At 29.1% G+C, this 15138-nt stretch carries 17 protein-coding genes; all 17 read left to right on the forward strand.

All coding sequences use genetic code 11. The features are described from left to right. The first annotated feature begins 63 nt into the window (after nucleotides 1-63). The 17 genes from FGL08_RS05795 to FGL08_RS05880 all read left to right on the forward strand — a co-directional run bounded on the left by FGL08_RS05795 (nucleotide 64) and on the right by FGL08_RS05880 (nucleotide 15127). Entirely contained in the window at nucleotides 64-450 is a 387-nt protein-coding gene (locus FGL08_RS05795) for an Asp23/Gls24 family envelope stress response protein (protein WP_138209880.1), read from the forward strand. A 202-nt stretch (nucleotides 451-652) separates the two neighbouring features. Further along, nucleotides 653-1051 (forward strand): transcription antitermination factor NusB, encoded by a 399-nt coding sequence (gene nusB, locus FGL08_RS05800; RefSeq protein ID WP_138209881.1) that lies wholly within the window; start codon nucleotides 653-655, stop codon nucleotides 1049-1051. A gap of 71 nt (nucleotides 1052-1122) precedes the next feature. Then, entirely contained in the window at nucleotides 1123-1971 is an 849-nt protein-coding gene (locus FGL08_RS05805) for a bifunctional 5,10-methylenetetrahydrofolate dehydrogenase/5,10-methenyltetrahydrofolate cyclohydrolase (RefSeq protein WP_138209882.1), read from the forward strand. Between the two features lie 3 nt (nucleotides 1972-1974). Further along, nucleotides 1975-3174 (forward strand): exodeoxyribonuclease VII large subunit, encoded by a 1200-nt coding sequence (xseA, locus tag FGL08_RS05810; protein WP_138209883.1) that lies wholly within the window; start codon nucleotides 1975-1977, stop codon nucleotides 3172-3174. A 3-nt stretch (nucleotides 3175-3177) separates the two neighbouring features. Next, on the forward strand, nucleotides 3178-3402 hold the full coding sequence (xseB, locus tag FGL08_RS05815; protein WP_138209884.1) for an exodeoxyribonuclease VII small subunit: 225 nt from the start codon (nucleotides 3178-3180) through the stop codon (nucleotides 3400-3402). 13 nt (nucleotides 3403-3415) lie between these two features. Continuing rightward, a complete protein-coding gene (locus FGL08_RS05820) occupies nucleotides 3416-4282 on the forward strand; it encodes a polyprenyl synthetase family protein (RefSeq protein ID WP_138209885.1) in 867 nt (288 codons plus the stop codon). A gap of 641 nt (nucleotides 4283-4923) precedes the next feature. Next, a complete protein-coding gene (locus FGL08_RS05830; protein WP_138209886.1) occupies nucleotides 4924-5502 on the forward strand; it encodes a CNNM domain-containing protein in 579 nt (192 codons plus the stop codon). 2 nt (nucleotides 5503-5504) lie between these two features. Then, nucleotides 5505-7376, forward strand: a complete 1872-nt coding sequence (gene dxs, locus FGL08_RS05835; RefSeq protein ID WP_138209887.1) for a 1-deoxy-D-xylulose-5-phosphate synthase — start codon at nucleotides 5505-5507, stop codon at nucleotides 7374-7376. 12 nt (nucleotides 7377-7388) lie between these two features. After that, complete coding sequence (locus tag FGL08_RS05840) at nucleotides 7389-8201, forward strand: TlyA family RNA methyltransferase (protein WP_138209888.1); 813 nt, start codon at nucleotides 7389-7391, stop codon at nucleotides 8199-8201. Between the two features lie 10 nt (nucleotides 8202-8211). Then, nucleotides 8212-9033, forward strand: a complete 822-nt coding sequence (locus FGL08_RS05845) for an NAD(+)/NADH kinase (protein ID WP_138209889.1) — start codon at nucleotides 8212-8214, stop codon at nucleotides 9031-9033. 24 nt (nucleotides 9034-9057) lie between these two features. Further along, nucleotides 9058-9510, forward strand: a complete 453-nt coding sequence (locus FGL08_RS05850) for an arginine repressor (protein WP_138209890.1) — start codon at nucleotides 9058-9060, stop codon at nucleotides 9508-9510. 31 nt (nucleotides 9511-9541) lie between these two features. Next, nucleotides 9542-11236, forward strand: a complete 1695-nt coding sequence (gene recN, locus FGL08_RS05855; protein ID WP_138209891.1) for a DNA repair protein RecN — start codon at nucleotides 9542-9544, stop codon at nucleotides 11234-11236. 182 nt (nucleotides 11237-11418) lie between these two features. Then, nucleotides 11419-12516 carry a SpoIVB peptidase gene (gene spoIVB, locus FGL08_RS05860; RefSeq protein ID WP_138209892.1) on the forward strand — a complete coding sequence of 366 codons (1098 nt, stop codon included), beginning with the start codon at nucleotides 11419-11421 and terminating at the stop codon, nucleotides 12514-12516. 186 nt (nucleotides 12517-12702) lie between these two features. Then, nucleotides 12703-13521: a sporulation transcription factor Spo0A gene (gene spo0A / locus FGL08_RS05865; protein WP_138209893.1), complete on the forward strand. Its 819-nt coding sequence runs from the start codon at nucleotides 12703-12705 to the stop codon at nucleotides 13519-13521. Nucleotides 13522-13806: 285 nt separating this feature from the next. Further along, nucleotides 13807-14220, forward strand: coding sequence for a GNAT family N-acetyltransferase (locus FGL08_RS05870; protein ID WP_138209894.1), 414 nt, complete (start codon nucleotides 13807-13809; stop codon nucleotides 14218-14220). Next, entirely contained in the window at nucleotides 14221-14406 is a 186-nt protein-coding gene (locus tag FGL08_RS05875; RefSeq protein ID WP_138209895.1) for a hypothetical protein, read from the forward strand. A gap of 91 nt (nucleotides 14407-14497) precedes the next feature. Continuing rightward, nucleotides 14498-15127, forward strand: coding sequence for a DUF3267 domain-containing protein (locus FGL08_RS05880; protein ID WP_138209896.1), 630 nt, complete (start codon nucleotides 14498-14500; stop codon nucleotides 15125-15127). Nucleotides 15128-15138 lie beyond the last annotated feature (11 nt).

A 15138-nucleotide genomic window follows, 5' to 3' on the forward strand; every position in this document is an offset into this window, starting at 1 on the left:
ATTCATATTTGATATAATGAACATAAAACATAGTTACCTAAGTATATCCAAGGGGGTACGAAAATGTCAGAAAACATTTATAATGACGAAGAAAAAGGAATAGTTAAAATTTCTGATGAAGTTGTAGGAGTGATAGCTGGATTGGCAGCGGCAGAAATTAAAGGTATAGTTGGAATGAGCTCCGGTATAGTTGGAGGATTTACAGAAATCCTAAGTGGCAAAAAAAACTTTTCAAAGGGTGTAAGAGTTAATTTAGCTGAAGATAATTCTTCTATAGATTTATTCGTAGTGGTTGAATATGGAATTAAAATTCATGAAGTTGCAAAGTCTGCTCAAGAGAATGTGAAAAAAGCAGTAGAATCTATGACAGGATTACAAGTTGATTCAGTAAATGTATTTGTTCAAAATGTAGAACTTCCTAAAAGAGAAGAAGAACTATTAGAAGAATAGAAATATAACGCCTTCCTAAATTTTAGGAAGGCGTTATATTTTCTTACATTAAATTTTTAAATATACATAAATTAGTTAAATATAGTATAATATAAATGCAGTATAGTGAATTCGTCTTGATAATATTTTCCTAGTTAATATATTAAGATTGTGGTATTATATTTAAGTGTTTTATTAAGCATAAGAGGAGGAAAAGAGAATTATGAACAGAAAAATATCTAGAGAAGTTGCTATGAAGGTCTTATATCAGATGTTAATAAATAAAGATACATATGAAAATGTAAAAGAAAATTTATATGAAATTGTAAAAGCTGAAGAGTTAAAAAGTATTGACAATACATACATAGACACGGTAGTTAAAGGTGTTATAGATAATATAGATGAATTAGATAAGAAAATAGAAGATAACTTAGTTAATTGGAAAATAAATAGAATACCTAAAGTTAACTTATGTATACTAAGATTAAGTATATATGAAATATTATATCTAGAAGAAATTCCCAATAAAGTTTCTATAAATGAAGCAGTAGAACTTACTAAAAAATATTCAGATGATAAATCTAGTAAATTCATTAATGGTGTTTTAGCAAAGTTTTTATAATATCCTTAAATTGATAGGCATTTTATCTTTTGATAAATTTTCTATAAAAATATGATTAAGGGGAGATACAAATGGGTATTGTTTTAAAAGGTAAGGAATTAAATGAGGTTTATACTAGTAAGCTTAAAACTATGGTAGACAAAAGAAGAAATGAAGGAAAAAATATTCCTTGTTTAACGGCAGTACTTGTAGGAAACGATGGTGGATCTCTTTTTTATGTAAACTATCAGAAGAAAATGTGTGATAAAGTAGGAATTAAATATAATTTAATTCACTTAGAAGAAGATACTAATGAGGAGAAATTACTAAAAACTATAGAAAAATTAAATGAATATAGGGAAGTTCATGGTATTATACTACAATTACCACTGCCAAAAGGTCTAAACCCTAAAAAGATCACATCTTGTATAAGTGAAAATAAAGATGTAGATGGATTAACTGATATAAACATAGGTAAATTATTTAAAGGTGAAGACTGTTTTATACCATGCACGCCTCGTTCAGTGCTAGAGATAGTAAAGTCTACGGGAGAAAAAATAGAAGGAAAGAATGCAGTTATAGTTGGTAGAAGTAATATAGTTGGAAAGCCAGCAGCTATGCTATTTTTACAAGAAAATGCTACAGTTACCATAGCACATTCTAGAACTGAAAGTTTAAACGAAGTTACAAATAAAGCAGACATATTAGTTGCTTGCGTTGGAGTACCAGGATTAATTACAAAGGAATATGTAAAAGAAGGGGCAATTGTTATAGATGTGGGTACCTCTAATGTAGATGGTAAAATGAAGGGTGATGTAGATTTTGATGGAGTAATAGAAAAGGCTGCATATGTAACACCAGTCCCAGGTGGAGTAGGATCGGTCACAACAATGATGCTTATACAAAATACGGTAGAAGCTGCGGAAAGGTTTGATAAATAGAAAATGTTAATTAAAGTTTTAACAGTTTCAAATTTAAACAACTATATTAAAAAGTCTTTTGATAATGATGTTATCCTAAATAATGTTTATGTTAAAGGTGAACTATCTAATTTTAAAGTTCACAGTAGTGGGCATATATATTTTTCTATAAAAGATTCTGGCTCCAAATTGAATTGTATAATGTTCAGAGACTATGCAAATACTTTAAAGTTCACTCCAAAAGAAGGGGATAAAGTAGTTGTAAAGGGAAGGGTTTCAGTCTATGAAAAAGAAGGATATTATCAGTTATATGCAAGAGAGATTGAACTTGAGGGCATCGGAGAACTTTATTATGAGTTCAATCTTTTAAAAGAAAAATTAAAGGAAGAAGGCCTTTTTGAAGAAAGACATAAAAAAGCATTACCTCTATATCCAAAGCGTATAGGGGTAATAACTTCCCCTACAGGAGCAGCCGTAAGGGATATTATTAATGTTTCATTAAGGAGAAATCCAAAGACAAATATCTTAATATATCCATCCCTTGTTCAAGGTGATTCAGCTCCAGAAAATTTAATTAAAGGTATAAAATATTTAAATAATATGGAAGATATAGACCTTATAATACTGGCAAGAGGTGGGGGCTCTATTGAAGAATTGTGGGCATTTAACAATGAAAAATTAGCCTATGCAATACATAACTCTAAAAAGCCCATAATTTCTGGAGTAGGTCACGAAACAGATTTTACAATTTCAGATTTTGTAAGTGACATGAGAGCAGCGACTCCTTCAGCAGCGGCAGAAATAGCAGTGCCATCCTATACGGAATTAAAAGATAGAATTTTTAATTTAACTCTTAATTTAAATAACAATATAGTATTTAAATTAAGAGAGGAAAAGGATAAGGTAAGCATAGTATTACACAAATTAAAATTACAAAGTCCTAAATCATATATAGTAAATCAATATGAATATATAGATTTCTTAATAAGCAAACTTAATAATAATATAGATTTCAATATAGGGTTAGAGAAAGAAAATTTAATTAAAAATGTATCCTTATTAGATGCACATAATCCATACAATGTACTTAAAAGAGGATACTCTATTTTGCAAGATAAGAATTTTAATATAATTAATAGCAAAGAGCAATTATCTAAAGAAAAAGAGGTTTTGATAACTTTAAAAGATGGAAAAATTAAGCTTAAAATAGAGGTGGTGGAATAATAAATGGCAGGTAAAAAACAGTCTTATGAAACCATGATTAAAAAACTCGAAGATATAGTGGGGAAAATGGATAATTCCGACTTGAAATTAGAGGATAGAATAAAAAACTATGAAGAAGGAATAAAATTATCTCAAAATTTATTTAAAATTTTAGATGATATGGAAGGTAAAATAAACATACTTAGAAATGGTGAAGAGAATAGTTTTTTAGAGGAAGACGGAAATTAAATGAGGTAAGAATATGAGCTATAAACTTTTAAAAGAAGAAATTGATAACTTTCTTAAGGAATACTTTGAAGGTAAGGGTTCTTATAATAAAATAATTTATGATGCAATGTCTTATAGTTTAAATATTGGTGGTAAGAGAATAAGACCAATATTAGCTATCTTAACTTATAAATTATATAATAATGACTACAAAACAATACTTCCTATAGCAGCGGCCATAGAAATGATACATACATATTCCTTAGTTCATGACGACCTACCTTCCATGGATAATGATGATTTAAGAAGAGGAAAGCCAACCAATCATAAAGTATATGGAGAAGCTATAGCAATACTTGCAGGAGACGCTCTTTTAAATGAGGCATTTAATATAATGATTTCTTGTGATATAGCAGATGATGTTAAATTAAGTGTCATGAACATTATATCAAAAGCTGCATCTGCAGAAGGAATGATAGGCGGTCAAGTAGTAGATATTTTAAGTGAAAATAAAGAGATTGAAAAAGAAGAACTTTACTATATGCATAGTAAAAAAACTGGTGAACTTATAAAATCTTCTATTTTAGCTGGAGCCTTTTTAGGAAAAGCTGAAGAGAAAGAATTAGATATATTAAGAGAGTATGGAGAAAAACTGGGACTTGTATTTCAAATTATAGATGACATATTAGATGTGGATGGAGATGCAAATAAGCTAGGTAAAAACATAGAAATGGATTTAACAAGACATAAGACGAATTTTATAACCATATATGGACTAGAAGGATGTAGAAAACTAGCAAAGGAAATAACTAATGAGTGTTTTTCTCTTTTAGATAGATTAGATAAAGATGTAGAGGAATTAAAAATGCTTACAGAGTTTTTATTAATACGAGAGTTTTAGCTTTATAAAAAGTTTTAGTAGGTACAAAGTTTATTTAGAAATTTTGTATAAAAATTAATTTTATGATATAATTTACGAAGAAAGTGGTATAGTATTCTAGTCGGGTAACTATTTTTGAAGGCGGGGCTAAAAATCCGTTGAAGGGCATATCGATGAAGTTCCTTGTGCTGGCTTATAACGCCCAGTCATGGGCTGGTGCTGGGAGTAAGAAAGTGGGGCAGCCGCAATGGCATGCGGTCCTGACCCTACTTTCGCGGAGACCATAACTTGTGGAATGGGCTAGATACCCATTCTACGATTATGGATTAAACCTACATTGTGGTGATCAGCTATGTGTAGTGTAGCCTGCCTTGAGTGATTTAGGTAGAGGCATATTAGCTTAAACCTAGGTTGCAAAAGAGGCTAAAGAAATAGCCAACTGTTGAGGAAAGCTCCTAGACTATTCGCTAAGAGGTATATTGGGGATTATAGTATGGTCTAAGTGGTAGTTCAGTACTATAAATAGGTGACATTATAGATAGAAGTTAAAGGGAAACCATCAAAGTGGCGACATTTTGATTTTTCTATGGGAAATCCAACTGGACCTAAGCCATAAAGTTTACTCAATATACTACCACTTGCTTTTTTTGGGGGTATTAAACTTGGAAGAGAGTAATAAAAAAAAGAATAAAAAAAAGGGGAAGTCTTTTAGTCAAAAAAAATGGATAATAACAATATTTATTTGGACTATATTGCTTGGTGGAAGTATATCCCTTTTATCTGATTCGCTACTAGGCAATTCATCATTGTTAGTAGCTTTTATTTTATTAACATTGATTATTCTAATTGGGATATTTTTTGATGCTATAGGAACAGCAGTAACTTCTGCGAGTGAAGTACCATTTCATGCAATGGCTTCCAAGAAGATTAGTGGAGCTAAAACAGCTGTTTCTCTAATTAGAAATGCAGATAAAGTAGCAAATTTTTGTAATGATGTTATTGGAGATATATGCGGTATTGTCAGTGGTTCTGCAGGGGCTATAATAACTAAAAAGTTTATGGAAAATTTAACTCCAAAGGAAAATGTTTTGAGTGTTATATTGCCTGCAATAATAGGAGCTTTAACGGCAGCATTTACTATTGGTGGCAAGGCTCTAGGAAAAAATTATGCTATAAAAAATTCAAATAACATTATATTTAATGTAGCAAAGTTTATTCAATTTTTTAAAAAGGAAAGATGAAAATGAGTGGGAAATTAGATAATTATTCGAATATAGATGAAATAAAAGAGATGTCTATAAAGGATTTAGAGAATTTTTCTGTAGACGTTAGAAAATTTTTAATAGATAAGGTTTCAAAAACTGGTGGACATTTGGCTTCAAATTTAGGTGTAGTAGAATTAACTTTAAGTCTTTATAAAGTTTTCGACTTTAATAATGATAGAGTAATATGGGATGTAGGACATCAATCATATGTACATAAGATATTAACTGGGAGAAAAGATAAATTTGACAACTTAAGAAACTATGGTGGTCTTAGTGGTTTTCCTAAGAGAAGTGAAAGTAAGTATGACTGCTTTGAAACAGGACATAGCTCAACATCTGTTTCAGCTGGTTTAGGTATTGCAAGAGCTAGAGATTTAAGTGGTAAAAAGTATGATGTAGTTTCAGTTATAGGTGACGGTGCATTAACAGGAGGCATGGCATTAGAAGCTTTAAATGATCTTGGGTATAATAAAACTAAAATGATAATCATTTTAAACGATAATCAAATGTCCATAGCTGAGAATGTAGGAGGAGTTTCTACTTATCTAAGTAAGCTAAGAACGAATCCTACGTACAACAAATTAAAAAGTGATGTAAACTCTACTTTAAGTAAGATTCCTGCAGTAGGAAAAGAGATGGTATCATCAATACAAAAATTAAAAGATGGATTTAAACAAATCATGGTTCCAGGCATGTTTTTTGAAGAAGTAGGAATCAGATATTTTGGACCAATAGACGGGCATAATATAAAAGATTTAACTGAGGTATTATCTCAAGCAAAACAAATTAATGAACCAGTTATAATACATGTGATTACTAAAAAGGGAAAAGGCTATAAATACGCAGAGCAAAATCCTAATAAATTTCACGGGGTGGGACCATTCAATTTTTCTAATGGAAAAACTGGATCTTCAAGTGGAGTATCATATTCCAAAGCTTTTGGTGATTCAATGATTGAACTTGCTAGGGAGAATAAAGACATTGTTGCTATTACAGCAGCTATGCCTGATGGAACTGGACTAAATGATTTTAAGAAAGCCTATAAAAATAGATTTTTTGATGTAGGAATTGCAGAGCAACATGCTGTAACATTAGCAGCTGGTATGGCATCTAATGGGCTTAAACCAGTTTTTGCTGTGTATTCAACGTTCTTACAAAGAGCCTTTGATCAAGTTTTACATGATGTATCAATACAGAACTTACCAGTAGTTTTTGCTATTGATAGAGCTGGTATAGTAGGACAAGATGGAGAGACCCATCAAGGGATTTTTGACCTTTCATATTTATCTCCTATACCGAACATGACAATAATGGCTCCTAAATGTGTAGATGAACTAAAATATATGTTGAAATGGGCTACAAGTCAAGATTTCGGTCCTATAGCTATAAGATATCCACGAGGTGGAGATAACCAAAATGTAAAATTTTCTCCTGTTAAAGAATTCAAAAGAGGAGAATGGGAAATAATATATGGTTCTGCAAAAATATCTATAATAGCCACAGGGAAAATGGTTCAACATGCTGTTTTAGCTAGAGAAGAACTACAGCTTAGGAACATAGATTGCGAAGTTATAAATGCAACCTTTATAAAGCCTATAGATGAAAAAATGATTAGGCACATGTCTAAAAACTCAGAATTAATTGTAACTATAGAAGATAATATTATTCAAGGGGGTCTAGCATCATTAGTAAATAGGAGTCTAGTTGAAAACTCTTATAAAGGAAAAGTTATTAATTTAGGCTTTAATGATGAATTTGTAACTCATGGTTCAGTAGATGAACTGTATAGATTGCATAAATTAGATTCTAATAGTATTGTAGAAAGAATTTTAAAAGAGTACAATAAATAATAGGTGACATATATGGAAAATAAAAAGGAAAGATTAGATGTTTTACTAATAAAAAAAGGAATATTTAAATCCAGAGAAAGAGCCAGAGAAAACATATTAAATAAAAAAGTATATGTAAATGGAAAAGTAGAAATTAAACCTGGTACGAAAGTAGATATTGAAAGTAAAATAGAATTTAAAGGGGAGCATCTAAAGTACGTAAGTAGAGGAGGACTTAAATTAGAAAAAGCATTATCTAAGTTTAATATAACTCTTCAAAATAAACTTTGTTTGGATATTGGAGCTTCTACAGGAGGATTCACTCATTGTATGCTATTAAGTGGTGCTAAGAAGATATTTGCCATTGATGTAGGAAAAGATCAGCTTCATGAAAGTTTAGAAAATAATCCTAAGGTCATATCCTATGAAGAAACTAATGTACGAGAACTTAAACAAAATCATTTTAATGAACTGGGAGATTTTGCATCTATAGATGTTTCTTTTATTTCATTAAAAAAAGTTATGGAAAATGTAATAGGTCTTTTAAAGGATACAGGAGAAATAGTTGCTCTTATAAAACCGCAATTTGAAGCCGGTAAAAGATTTTTAAACAAAAAGGGAGTAGTTAAGGATCAAAATATTCATAAAGAAGTAGTGGTAGATTTATATGAATACTTTAAATTGTTAAACTTTAAAATTTTAGGATTTGATTACTCCCCGGTTACTGGACCAAATGGGAATATAGAGTATTTAGTTCATTTAAGCAAAAATTCTGAAAATAATGATACTATATTTATAGAAGATATTCACGAAAAGATAAAAGAGGCATTTAACACTCTAAAGTAGGAGGCAACCTATGCAAAGGATAGGAATAAATATTAATAGGACAAAAGATAAAAGCAAAGAAGTATTAGATTTTATAAAAACTATAATATATGAAGAAATAGAAAACAGTACTGTTGTAGTATTAGATGAAGTTAATTTATCACCTTCCACCCTAAAGGAATTAGATATGGTAATAAGTTTAGGTGGAGATGGAACTATATTAAATACCTCTAGATTACTTGAAGGATATTCAATACCCATATTCGGTGTCAATATTGGTAATTTAGGTTTTTTAACTAGTTCAGAACTACATAATTTTAAGGAAGAACTAAGAAGCATACTAAAGAATGATTTTAAAGTTGAAGATAGACTTCTTTTAAATTGTAGTATGAATGAGGATGATAGTATAAGTTTTAAGGCTTTAAATGATATAGTAATATCAAAAGGGACTTTATCTAGAATAGTAAAATTTAATATTTATATAGATGATTCACTATTCACATCATTTAAATCAGATGGAATTATTATATCAACACCAACAGGATCAACTGCCTATTCTTTATCTGCAGGAGGACCTATAATTTATCCTACTTTAAAAGTGATTGCTATAACTCCAATATGTCCTCACATACTTGGAATGAGAACTCTTATAATCGATAGTAATTCTAAAATAGTAATAAAACCTGAACTTTCATTAGATAAAATATTTTTAACTGTAGATGGGCAGAACTCTAAAGAAATGTCAAAGAATGATTATATAACTATTCAATCTGCAGAAAAGAAATGTAAGTTAATAAGAACTAAGAGCTATGATTATTTTAGTGTTTTGAGGGATAAGATAATTCATAGGTAAAATAATTTATAGAAGGTGATAGTTGTGAAAAGTAAAAGACAATCTTTGATATTGGAAATAATTAATTCAATAGATATAGAAACTCAAGAAGATTTAGCGGGGGAGCTTGAAAAACGAGGGATATTTGTAAAGCAATCTACCCTTTCCAGAGATATTAAGGATTTGAGACTTACCAAAGTGCTATCAAAAAACAAAAGATATAAGTATGCATCAATTTCTAGAAAAGAAAATCAAGAATCGGAAAGAATGATGAGAATACTAGAGAATACATTATATAATGTAGAAAAAGTAGATAAAATTGTTGTTATAAAGACTTTATCTGGAGCAGCAGCAGGAGCAGCTGAGGCCATTGATTCTTTAGAATTTGAGGGTATAGCAGGAACTATAGCCGGTGACAATACTATATTTATTTTATTTAGACAAGAGGAAAAAGCAGAAGAAGTACTGCAATCTCTTTTCAAAATTATTAATCATTAATAATTAGCTTTGGCTTGAAGGAAGGTATAACATGCTTCTTGAACTAAACATTAAAAATTTTGCTTTAATGGAAAATCTTAATATTAGGTTTAACAAAGGGTTTAACGTTCTACTAGGTGAAACTGGCTCTGGAAAGAGTATAATAATAGATGCTATTAATTTTGTATTAGGTGAGAAATTTAACAAAAATTTTATTAGAACTGGTGAGACTAAAACTTTTGTTGAAGCTATATTTACCATAGAAAATTATGATACTGAAGATATTTTAAATGAATTAGGTATAGAATTTCAAGATATTCTAATAATAAGTAGAGAGACTCATAAATATGGTAAATCTATAGTAAAAGTAAATGGGAAATCAGTTATAATGAGCTCTTTAAAAGATATTAGCAAAACTTTGATAGATATTCATGGTCAGCATGAAAACCAAAGTCTTTTAAAGATAAATAATCATATACAATATGTTGATTATTATGGATATGATAGAACAAAAGATCTTTTAGAAAAATATAAATTAAAATATAAAAGAATAAAAGAAATCCACAGAGAATTAGAAGAATTGGAAGAAAGAAAAAAAGAAGATTTAAGAAAAAGTGAATTTTTGAAATTTCAATTAGAAGATATTAATAAAGCTAATTTAAAAATTGGTGAAGATGAGGAATTACTTGATAAGTATAATATTTTAAATAATGCTGAGAAAATTCAAAGTAGTTTAAATAATTGCTATAATGTTTTATATAGTAGTAATGATGGATATAGGTCTGTATATGATAATTTAAACTATATAGTTAAAAGTTTGAGAGCTATAGAGAATCATCAAAAAGATTTAAAAAAGTTGGCAGATTCTTTTCAAGAAATTTATTATATAATAGAGCAAAACGTGCATGATATAAGCAATATAAAGGATAATGTAAGTTATGATCGTGATGAATTAGATTATATAAATGAAAGACTTTATCTTATTGAAACTTTAAAAAAGAAGTATGGAAGCAGTTTAGAAGATATTATGAAATATAAAAAAGAAATAGAAGAAGAATTTAATTCATTGGAGAGCAGAGAAAACTCAATAAATGATTTATTAAAAGAAGAAGAAGAATTAACAAAGGATTTAGATATTATAAGTGATAATCTTCATAAAATAAGACAAGAAATAAGTGAAGAATTAGAAAAGAATATCATTTCAGAGTTTAATTATGTAGGTCTTGAAAAGGTTACATTTAAAGTATCTATAAAAAATCAAGAACAATATAATGAATATGGTAAGGATATTGTAGAGTTTTTAATATCTACTAATCCGGGAGAACCACTAAATCCAATAAATGAAATAGCCTCTGGAGGAGAACTTTCCAGAATAATGCTTTCTTTAAAAAGTGTTTTTATTAATAAAGATAATTTAGATACTGTTGTGTTTGATGAAATTGATACTGGTATTAGTGGAAGAGTTGCTCAAAGAGTGGGACATAAAATGTATTTAATTTCTAAAAATAAGCAAGTGTTTTGTATAACTCATCTTCCGCAAATAGCAGCTATGGCAGATAATTGCTATTTAGTTTGGAAGGAAGTTTTAGAAAATAAGACTTTTAGTAATATAAAACTAGCTACAGAAAAAGAAAAAATCGATTTTATTGCAAGAATGCTAGGAGGCTTAAGGACTACAGAATTATCCTTAGAACATGCCGAAGAAATACTAAAAATAGCAAATGAAAATAAAAAAGAATTAGCATAAATTTAAAAAGCTATGTTTACATTGAAACTTGTAAACATAGCTTTTTTTACTTTATATTTCAATAGATAAATTAAAATATAAGTATATAATATATTTTACTTAACTTGAAGATAAACTACAGAATAATGGATATACATATGGGGAAATTTAAAGTTAAAAGAAGAAGAATGGAGGTATGAAAGTTGAAAAATTATAGCAAAAAAAATATAAAATTTAATTATTTCATATTATGCATCACAATACTTTTTAATATTTGTATAACATACGTATGTGACACACAAATACCTCAAAATTACATTATAAAAGCAAATGCCAAAACTTTAAGTAATAGAAAAGTTTACTTAGGTGGAGAGCCTTTAGGTATACAAATAAACACCAAGGGAGCTTTAGTTGTTGGCTTATCCGATATAGATACAGAAAAAGGAGTAAAAACTAGTCCTGCAGTAAAAGCTGGAATTTCAATTGGTGATACTATTTTAAAAGTTAATGACATAAGTATTAATAATGGTGAAGATTTAAGCTATATCATAAATAATAATAAGTCTCAAAGGGTAGTAATAGAAATAGAGCATAAGGGGAAAAAATTAACTAAAAATCTCGTACCAGTTAAAAGCAAACTAGATGATAAGTATAAAATAGGACTTTGGGTAAGAGATTCTACATCAGGTATAGGTACTTTAACTTTTTATGATTCAAAGACAGGTAAGTATGGTGCATTAGGTCATGGGATTACAGATGTAGATACAGGAAGCATAATTGAAATATCATCTGGAGAAGTAGTTCCTTCAGAAATCGTATCTGTAAAGAAAGGATTACAAGGAGACCCAGGAGAATTAAAAGGCATATTTACTGGAGAAAATAAAATCATAGGAAATGTAAAAAGCAATACTATATGTGGTATATTTGGAGACTATAAAAAAGATGTAAATAATAAATTAAGTAAACCTATAGAAATAGGTAATAGAAAAGAAATAAAAGAAGGAAAAGCACAAATCTATACTACTATAACAGGAAAAAACCCGGAATTTTATGATATAGAAATAGAAAAATTACTTACTCAAGAACAACAAAGTTCTAAAAGCATGGTAATAAAAATTACGGATAAAAGATTATTAGATAAAACTGGTGGAATAGTTCAAGGAATGAGTGGTAGTCCTATAGTTCAAAATAATAAAATTGTAGGAGCTGTAACTCATGTGCTAGTAAACAAACCTGATAAAGGATATGGTATTTATATTGAATGGATGCTAGAAGAATGTGAAAAATCCGAAAATAACTAGAAATATACAGTTAAATATAGTAAAATGGTAACTAAGGTAAAAAGGTAGCTATTACTACCTTTTTACCAATTAAGTGAAAAAAGTATATATTTTTGTTTTTTTATTAATTTAGAAGGAGTTAATTAATTTGTGTCGAATTAAATAATTGTAAACATATGGAATTTTATGATAAAGGGGAGTTAATATATGGAGAATTCAAAAATAAGTGTAGTTATAGCAGACGATAATAAAGAATTTTGCAATATTTTAAATGATTATTTATTAAGTCAAAGAGATATGATAGTTACAGGCATAGCTAAAGATGGAATAGAAGCACTACAATTAATACAAGATAAAAAGCCAGATTTAGTTGTATTAGATATCATAATGCCACATCTTGATGGATTAGGTGTACTTGAGAAATTAAATAGTATGAATTTAGATCCAATGCCTAGAATAATAGTATTATCTGCCGTTGGACAAGATAGAATAACTCAGAGGGCAATTACACTAGGTGCAGATTATTATGTAGTTAAACCATTTGATATGGATATTTTCACTAAAAGAATAAGACAAATGTTTAATAATACCATAGTTACAGATGGAATAAAAAAATCAGTTGTTGTAGAAGAAGGAGATAGTATTCCTGTCAGGGAAGATAAAAAAGGCCCTTTCGATTTAGAGGCTGAAATAACTAATATAATTCATGAAATAGGAGTACCTGCCCATATTAAGGGGTATATGTACTTAAGAGAAGCTATAACTATGGTTGTTGAGAATATAGAGCTTTTATCAGCAGTTACCAAGGAATTATATCCATCTATTGCAAAGAAATATAATACGACAGCAAGTAGAGTGGAAAGAGCTATAAGACATGCCATAGAGGTAGCATGGAGTAGAGGACAAGTAGAAACAATCAACAAATTATTTGGCTATACAATTCACAACGATAAAGGCAAGCCAACAAACTCTGAGTTTATTGCAATGGTTGCTGATAAATTAAGACTTAAAAATAGAGTAAGTTAAGATTGAAGTATATAAAGTTATAATGTTTTAAGTTTATATATGTAAACCAATAAATATCAAACTAAAAAACACCTTTATATCGATAAAATGACATAAAGGTGTTTTTTATTGAGGATATACAAAGTTATGGTTATATGCTTTTGTGATAGTATTAAGTACCATGTTGTAGTATGTGGACAAACGTAACGAAGCTATATACTAAAATAAAATTAGGATTATAAAAAGTTTTATGTTAGAGGAGAAGATTATAAAGTAATCTCTAAAAATTGGGGAGGGGAATAAAATATGTACATAAGAGGATATGAAAGATCAGATGAGCAGTCTTGGATTAGATGTAGGGTAGTATCATTTATGGACAGTTCTTATTTTGATTATGTGCAAAATTTTAGGGAGGAATATAATAATCCGGCACTTCGTCTTATTGCTATAGATAACAATCAGGTAATTGGATTTCTAGATATAGAATATGAAGAGAATTTAGGTGATGTTTGTTATTTTGAAGGCGATTTAGGTGGTGTAATGTGGAATTTAGGTGTTCTGCCAGAGTATAGGCACAAGAATGTAGCTACTAACTTATGGTGTAAAGCTAAATCTATACTCAAAGACTTAGGAATTAAAAGGGTTGAAGTATGGACTCAAGATGATAAAGCTTCGAATAGGTGGTATATTAAACAAGGATTTAAGTTAAAGAAAACTTAATTGAATGTTTTCGTTAAAGGGAATCTAAAAGATGAAGTAATTCAAAGATTTATTAATTTAAAATCTTCTGGTGAAATATTAGGTATACGTTCATTTAATTTTGAGGCGCCCATTGAAAGAAAGGATGAATTAGAAAAGATTTGCTACAGAATTCATGAGGTAAGAGGTTATGAAAGTGGATTATAATCTATTGATTAGGAATAATTTTATTTACGTATTAAAAAGCAATAAACATATTGTTGCGTTATTTTAATATTATTAGGAGAATAATATAAAAATGGAAAACAAAAATAAAATATCGAAGGATAAAAAAAATTTAACAGATGTTCAAATAAAACGCTTAGAAGAGTTTAATAGAGTTCGTGAAGAATTGCTTGAACAAGGCTATAAAGAAAAATATCTAAGTGTGAGTACTTTAAAAGCGAATGTTATGGCATTGGTAATTGCAGCACCTATTTTTGTAATTTGTTATTTATTATTTTTAGTAATCTGTGGAGATGCCTATAAGTATATACGATTAAATATGGTATTTTACTTAGTTGCATTTTTAGGAATTGTAGTTCATGAATTAATTCATGGACTTACTTGGAGTCTCTTTTGTAAAAAGAAGTGGAGAGCTATAGGATTTGGGGTAGATTGGTCAACACTTACACCATATTGCTGTTGTAACGAAGGTCTTAAATTTAAAGGATATGTTTTAGGATGTGCAATACCTACTATTCTTGTAGGATTATTACCATATACTATTTCGTTATTACTAGGGAATTATTTTTTGGCTATGTTTGGTTTATTCCATATTTTATGCGGAGGTGGTGATATGTATATTTTATGGCTAATTCGTAAGGAGAAGGAGGCAATAATAGTTGATCATCCTTATTTAGTAGGGTGCACTGCCTTTGAAAAATAGTCTGATTTAAA

This window comes from Hathewaya histolytica, assembly GCF_901482605.1.
GTDB classification, from domain to species: Bacteria; Bacillota; Clostridia; order Clostridiales; family Clostridiaceae; genus Hathewaya; species Hathewaya histolytica.